7 protein-coding genes and 1 pseudogene are annotated in these 6,140 nt (G+C 63.5%); 1 reads left to right on the top strand and 7 read right to left on the bottom strand.

The window, feature by feature from the left end; all coding sequences use genetic code 11:
* From SO180_RS41835 to SO180_RS41810, 6 genes are all read right to left on the bottom strand, one after another.
* A partial coding sequence (locus SO180_RS41835; RefSeq protein WP_449384608.1) for a LacI family DNA-binding transcriptional regulator occupies positions 1-157 on the bottom strand: 157 nt, incomplete at its 3' end.
* Positions 154-798, bottom strand: coding sequence for a ThuA domain-containing protein (locus SO180_RS41830; protein ID WP_027521114.1), 645 nt, complete (start codon positions 796-798; stop codon positions 154-156). The genes SO180_RS41830 and SO180_RS41835, both read right to left, overlap by 4 nt.
* Positions 799-809: 11 nt before the next feature.
* Complete coding sequence (locus SO180_RS41825) at positions 810-1,907, bottom strand: Gfo/Idh/MocA family protein (RefSeq protein WP_449384607.1); 1,098 nt, start codon at positions 1,905-1,907, stop codon at positions 810-812.
* Between the two features lie 22 nt (positions 1,908-1,929).
* Positions 1,930-2,778, bottom strand: coding sequence for a carbohydrate ABC transporter permease (locus tag SO180_RS41820; protein WP_449384606.1), 849 nt, complete (start codon positions 2,776-2,778; stop codon positions 1,930-1,932).
* A complete protein-coding gene (locus tag SO180_RS41815; protein WP_449384605.1) occupies positions 2,771-3,712 on the bottom strand; it encodes a carbohydrate ABC transporter permease in 942 nt (313 codons plus the stop codon). The genes SO180_RS41820 and SO180_RS41815 overlap by 8 nt, the downstream gene beginning before the upstream one ends.
* Positions 3,713-3,714: 2 nt before the next feature.
* On the bottom strand, positions 3,715-4,974 hold the full coding sequence (locus SO180_RS41810; RefSeq protein WP_449384604.1) for an ABC transporter substrate-binding protein: 1,260 nt from the start codon (positions 4,972-4,974) through the stop codon (positions 3,715-3,717).
* A 181-nt stretch (positions 4,975-5,155) separates the two neighbouring features.
* On the opposite strand from SO180_RS41810, the gene SO180_RS41805 reads away from it, so the two are divergent.
* Positions 5,156-5,914 carry an SDR family NAD(P)-dependent oxidoreductase gene (locus tag SO180_RS41805; protein ID WP_449384603.1) on the top strand — a complete coding sequence of 253 codons (759 nt, stop codon included), beginning with the start codon at positions 5,156-5,158 and terminating at the stop codon, positions 5,912-5,914.
* A 15-nt stretch (positions 5,915-5,929) separates the two neighbouring features.
* Here the strand turns inward: SO180_RS41805 and SO180_RS41800 are convergent.
* A pseudogene (locus SO180_RS41800) lies at positions 5,930-6,140 on the bottom strand (ABC transporter permease); the annotation flags it as partial.

The following is a 6,140-nucleotide window of genomic DNA, read 5'->3' as shown; positions in this document are numbered from 1 at the left end:
GCTTTGCGACCGCCGCCTCCACGCGCGCCACAGTTTTGGCACGCACGCCTTCGCGACGGTTGACGACCCGATCGACAGTTGCGAGCGACACTCCGGCCATGCGCGCGACGTCTTCCAGCGTCGCGCGCATGGCCGATTGCGTCTCGCCGCCCGTCATCCGCGCGCGGCCCACAGCATGCCGCGGATCATCATGGTCCTGATCTCGGGCACGTCCAGTTCATAGGCGCGGTGGCCGAGCGAGGAATAAAACACCCTGCCCTCGCCATAGCGCTTCTTCCAGACCACGGGCATCACCACGCCCTCGATCCAGGGCGCGTGCTCGCCGGAAAACGTCGTCGTGGCCAGCACTTCGTTGGCGGGGTCGACATGCATGTAGTACTGCTCGGATCGATGCTCAAAGCTCTTCAGACCCTTCATGATGGGGTCATCCGGCTTCGTCAAGTCCACCCTGTAGTCGATGATGTTGCCGGGATGGGCAACCCACTGGCCGCCGCAGAGGAATTGATAATCGACGGACTCCCGGAAGGCGTCGCACATGCCGCCATGATGACCCGCGAGTCCGACGCCGCCGCGCACGGCCGCGCAGAGGTTGAGCGCCTCCGGCTTCTCGATCTTCGACATGGTGTAGATCGGAATGATCAGCGAGAGGTCGTGGATCGCGGGATCGGCGAACGCCGCCGTCGTGGTCTCGATACGGACCTCGAAGCCTTCCTGCTTCAGCCAGCCTCGTATCATCGAGGCGCACAGATCAGGATCGTGTCCCGGCCAGCCACCCCATACAATCATTGCCTTGCGCATTGTCATGATCCTCAGTCGATCTGTCCGGTCTCACGCCCGGCCGGCAACATCGCCGGCCGCTCGACGCGGCTCTCGATTTTGACGCGGCGTCCCTCATCGGCGGAGGCCTGGAACGCTTCCATCGCCTCCAGCACGTGGAAAGCGAGCGCGCCGCTGGCGCGGTGCGGCCGGTTGGTGACGATTGCGGTTGCCATATCGGCGACGCCGATCGAGCGGAATTCGCCTTCGACATGGCCATGGGTCAGCGGCACGGCCTCCCACTCGCCGCCGGTCTTCGCCACCTGCACCTCGCCGCCGAAGCGGTTGGGATCGGGGACCAGCATGCTGCCCTTGTCGCCATAGATCTCGATCGGCGCATGTCGGTGCTTCGGCACGTCAAAGCTCATGGCGATCGAGACCACCGCGCCGCTTTCAAATTCAAGCGTGCCGGCCACGTGGGTTGCGACCTCGACAGGGATCATCTGGCCGTTCATCGGCTGGCTGGTCACGAGACGCTCGGATCTCGGCCGCGCGGTCGAGCCCATCACGCTCGCGACGGGACCGAGCAGTTGCACGAGGTCGGTGATATAATATGGCCCCATGTCCAGCATCGGCCCGCCGCCGCGCAAATAGTAGAAGCCCGGCGCCGGATGCCAGCGTTCGTGGCCAGGGCACATGAAGAATGCGCTGCCCGCGACCGGCGTGCCGATGGCGCCGTCGTCGATCAGCTTCCGCGCCGTCTGGTGGCCGCCGCCGAGGAAGGTGTCCGGCGCGCAGCCAACACGCAGGTTCTTTTGCGCGGCGAGATCCATCACCTTGCACGCCTCGGCGACATTGACGCCCAGCGGCTTCTCGGAATGAACGTGCTTGCCCGCGTTCAGGACCGCGAGGCTGACGTCGGTGTGGGCGAGCGGCACCGTGAGATTGACCACGATCTCGATATCGTCGCGCTTGAGCAACTGGTCCACGCGCATCGCGGGCAGGCCGAACTCGGCCCCCCGTTTTTCCGCCGCATCGCTGCGCATGTCGGCGAGCGCGCGAATGTCGAGGACCGGGAAGCCCTGCGCTGCCTTGAGGTACGCGGTGCTGATATTGCCGCAACCGATGATGCCGATGCCGACTTTTCTCATTCTTGTCTCCGTGAGGTGTCGTTCATCCCTTGACTGCGCCCGCGGTGAGACCGGCGACGATGTGCTTCTGCGCCAAGAGGAAGAGGATGATCGTCGGCAGGATGGTCAATGTGATGAAGGCGAGGATCAGGTGCCACTCCGACGAATATTCGCCCTGGTAAACCATGATGCCGAGCGGCCAGGGATAAAGCGCATCGGTGTTGAGCATCACCAGCGGCAACAGATAGGCGTTCCAGCTATTGACGAAGGTGATGGTGCCGACGGTGGCCAGGATCGGCCGCGACAGCGGCAGCGTCACGTAGCGGAAGAATTTGATGTAGCTGCAACCATCGACCAGCGCCGCCTCGAGCAGCTCGTAGGGGATGTCCTTGAAGAAACGCCTGAGCAGCAGGATGCTCATGGCGAGGCTGAAGGCGACCTGCGGCAGCACGACGCCGAGATAGGTATCGAGCAGCCCGAGATCCCGCACCTTGATGAACAGCGGCAGCACGGCGGTTGCGGCCGGAAACAATAGTCCCAGCGTCAAGTAGCTCAGCAGCATCGAGCTGCCGAAGAACCGGACATGGGCGAAGGTGAATGCCGCCATCGACGCGACGATCAGAGTGAGCGTCACCGTCAGCGTCGAGATGATGAGTGAATTGCGCAGGAGCTGCCAGTAGCGCTGCGAGAACAGGATGTCGGCGTAGTTCTGCCATTCCCAGTGCCGCGGCAGACCGAACGGATTGACGCGCAATTCGCCGAGCGTCTTGAAGCCGCCGAGCACGGTCGCGAGCAGCGGCATCGCGACGAAGATCGCGACGAGAGCAAGGAACATCGCCTTGTACAGCACGGCGGGATCGAACGGCGCGCGGGTGACCTCGACGTTACTCATCGCGCATGAACCATCGCTTGTAGGTGAAGGCGAAGGTGACACAGATCATGAACAGGATGACACCGATGGCGCTGCCATAGCCGACCCGCATGCGCGAGATGCCGTTGTTGTAGAGGAAGCTCACCATCGTATTCGAGGAATCCGCCGGCCCCCCACGCGTCAACGGCATCACCAGGTCGAATAGCTGCAACGACCCTATGATGGCGAAGAATACCGAGAGACGAATGGTCGGATAGAGCAAGGGAATCACGACGTGGCGCAGCGTCTGCGAGCGCGTTGCGCCGTCGATGCGCGCCGCCTCGATCAGGCTCCTGTCGAGGCTCTGCAGCGCGGCGATGAACAGCATCATGTGGAAGCCAAAATACTTCCAGACGATCACGATGAGCACCGCCAGCATCGCGGTGTCGGTCGAGGCGAGCAGATGCGGCGCTTCGCTACCGAAGGCGCGCCAGATCGAGGCGACGAGGCCGTAATCACCGTCATAAACGAACGAGAAGATCAGCCCGGTGGCGATCTCGGCCAGGATGTAAGGCATGAAGAACAGCATGCGCAGCGCGACCGCGCCGCGAAAGCGTTCGGCGAGCATGAGCGCGAGGGTCAGCGCCAGCGGCAACTGGACGAGCAGCGAGACCGCGATGATCAGGCCGTTGTTGCGCAGCGCGAGCCAGAAGGCGCGCGTCTGGAGCACGAAGCGGTAATTGTCGAGCCCGATCCAGTTGGTCGGCCGGCCAAAACCGTTCCAGGTGAAGGTGGAATACCAGGCCGCCTCCCCGATCGGCACCACGACGAACAGGGTGAACAGCAGCAGCGCCGGCGGAAGGAACAGCACGAGCACGGTGAGCCGGCCGTCCCAGCTCGGACCGCGCACCGCGATCGGCGATGGTGCGGGCTCAACCACACCCATCGCCGGCGAAGTCGCCATCCGCCGCGCCACGGTCAGTTGCCCTGCTTCCAGGCTGCCTCGATCGCTTTGGCCGCATCCTGCGGGCTCATGCTGCCGCCGGCAATCTCCGCCGCGACGTCGTTGACGACGCGACCGACGGAAGGACCGAGGCTCTGGTCATAGAAGTTCTGGTGGTAGTTCGATTTCGCAAGATTGTCCGCGATGCGCTTCATGAAGGCGTTGTTGAGCCCGGCATCGGCGCCCTTCACCACGGGAATGATGTAATTGCCGGCGGCAAGGCGCGTCTGCACGTCCTTGGAGACGAAGTATTTGAGGAAGTCGACCGCCTCTTTCGGCGAGCCCTTGGTGACGAGCCAGCCGGTGATACCGCCGAGCGTGTCTGATGGCGCGCCCTTGCCACCGGTCACCACCGGGAAATCGAACCAGCCGATCTTGTCTTCACCGAGGCCCACCTTGTCGGCGGCAAGCGCGCGCTGCAGGTGATAGACGGTGCTGATGGCGAGCGTCATCGCCGCCTTGCCGTCGCCGAAATAGCCCACGGCTTGCGGATTCTTGAAGCCGAGGAAGCCGTTCTGGAACGGCTGGAGGTCCACGAGCTGCTTGAACAGTTCGCCGGATTTCTGGAATGTCTCGCCGGCAAAGCCGCCGTTTTCGCCGCGCAGCGCGGCATCGAAGGCCGGCTTGCCGCCGATCCGCACCGCAAGGTGCGTCCAGTAGAAATGCAGCGGCCATTTGTCGGCGCCGCCGACGACGATCGGCGTCACGCCCGCGGCTTTCAGCGTTTTCACCGCTGCGAGCAGATCGTCCCAGGTCTTGATGGCGGCTGGATCGACATTTGCCTTCGCCATCAACTCCTTGTTGTAGAGGAAGCCGACCTGCGACAGCGCCGTCGGCAAGCCGTAGACGCGGCCATCCCTGCTGAAGGCGGCAAGCGCCGCAGGCGTCAGCGTGTCGGAATAACCCTTCACCTGGTCGGTGATGTCGTCGAGGACATCGGCCTCGATCTGTGTCTTCAACACGCCGCCCGCCCAGCTATAGATGATGTTGGGCCGGTCCTTGGACTGAAGAATGGTCGGAAGCTTCGCCTTGTACGCCTCGTTCTCGAGGAACTGCATCTCGATCTTGACGCCGGGATGCGAGGCCTCATAGGCCCGCGCCACCTCTTCCCAGATCTTGACCTGCGCGGGATTGACCTCGATGTGGAGCCATTTCACCGTGGTGTCGGCCATCGCCGCGCCTTGCGCGAGCAGCCATGCGGTAGCAGCGAGTCCCAGTTTCCTGAGCAGCCTCATCAGCATTCCTCCCGACTATTGGTTTTGGTCTTGCTTATGTCGTTGCGGCAATGCTGCCCTCATTTTTTGAGGTACGCAACTAAAATTCTGATCTATGCACCTCACCGGTCATGTGGCTAAGGTTCCGACGAGTAGTTTTGCCGGGCAAGCATTGCCCGGACACCAGTATTGGGAGGACATCGTGGCCGCCATTTATCCGGACCTTGCAGACAAGGTCGTTCTCGTCACGGGCGGCGCGTCCGGCATCGGCGAAGCGATCGTGCGGCGCTTTGCGCAGCAAAAATCCGTCGTCGTGTTCTTCGATATCAAGGCGGATGACGGCACGCGGCTGGCACGCGAGCTGTCAGACCAAGGCCTCGCGGCGCATTTCCACCACGTCGACCTCACCGATATCGCGGCCTTGCGGACCGGCATCGCGGAGGCCCGCAAGGCCCACGGCCCGATCAACATCCTCGTCAACAACGCCGCGCATGACGAGCGGCATCCGACCGAGGAGGTGACGCCGGAATATTGGGACGACCGCATCGCCGTGAACCTGAAGCATCAGTTCTTCGCGGCGCAGGCGGTCCTGCCGGACATGAAGGCGGCGAGCGCCGGCGCCATCATCAATTTCGGCTCGGTCTCCTGGATGGCGGGACAAGGCGGCATGGCCGCCTACACCGCCAGCAAATCCGGCGTGATCGGCCTCACCCGCTCGCTCGCGCGCGACTACGGCCCCTACAACATCCGCGTCAACGCGATCGCGCCCGGCTGGATCATGACCGAGCGTCAGGTCACGAAATGGCTGACCCCGGAAGGCGTGGAAGAGCTGATGCGCCGCCAGTGCCTGAAACGCAAGCTGATGCCGGACGAGATCGCGAAGGTGACGCTGTTCCTCGCCTCCGATGAGGCTTCGGCGTGCACGTCGCAGCACTACGTCGTCGACGGCGGCTGGGTCTGACGCCGCGCGTCAACCTCACTCCGCGTTCGCGCGCTCCAGCGGCGCGGCCGCGACGTTCGCCTGCGGCCGCGCCTTTGCGGTCGTCGTGCGGCGGCGCTGCATGAGATACTGGTCGCCGAGCACGCCGATCAGGATCACCGTCCCCATAACGGCGAAATTCAGCGAGCTCGGAATGCCCAGGAGATTGACGAGATTCTGCAGCACCTGAAGCAGCACGGTGCCGAGC

It is taken from the genome of Bradyrhizobium sp. UFLA05-112 (assembly GCF_053572325.1).
Note: the sequence above shows the minus strand (reverse complement) of the source record. Positions and strands in the feature narration are given on the sequence as shown.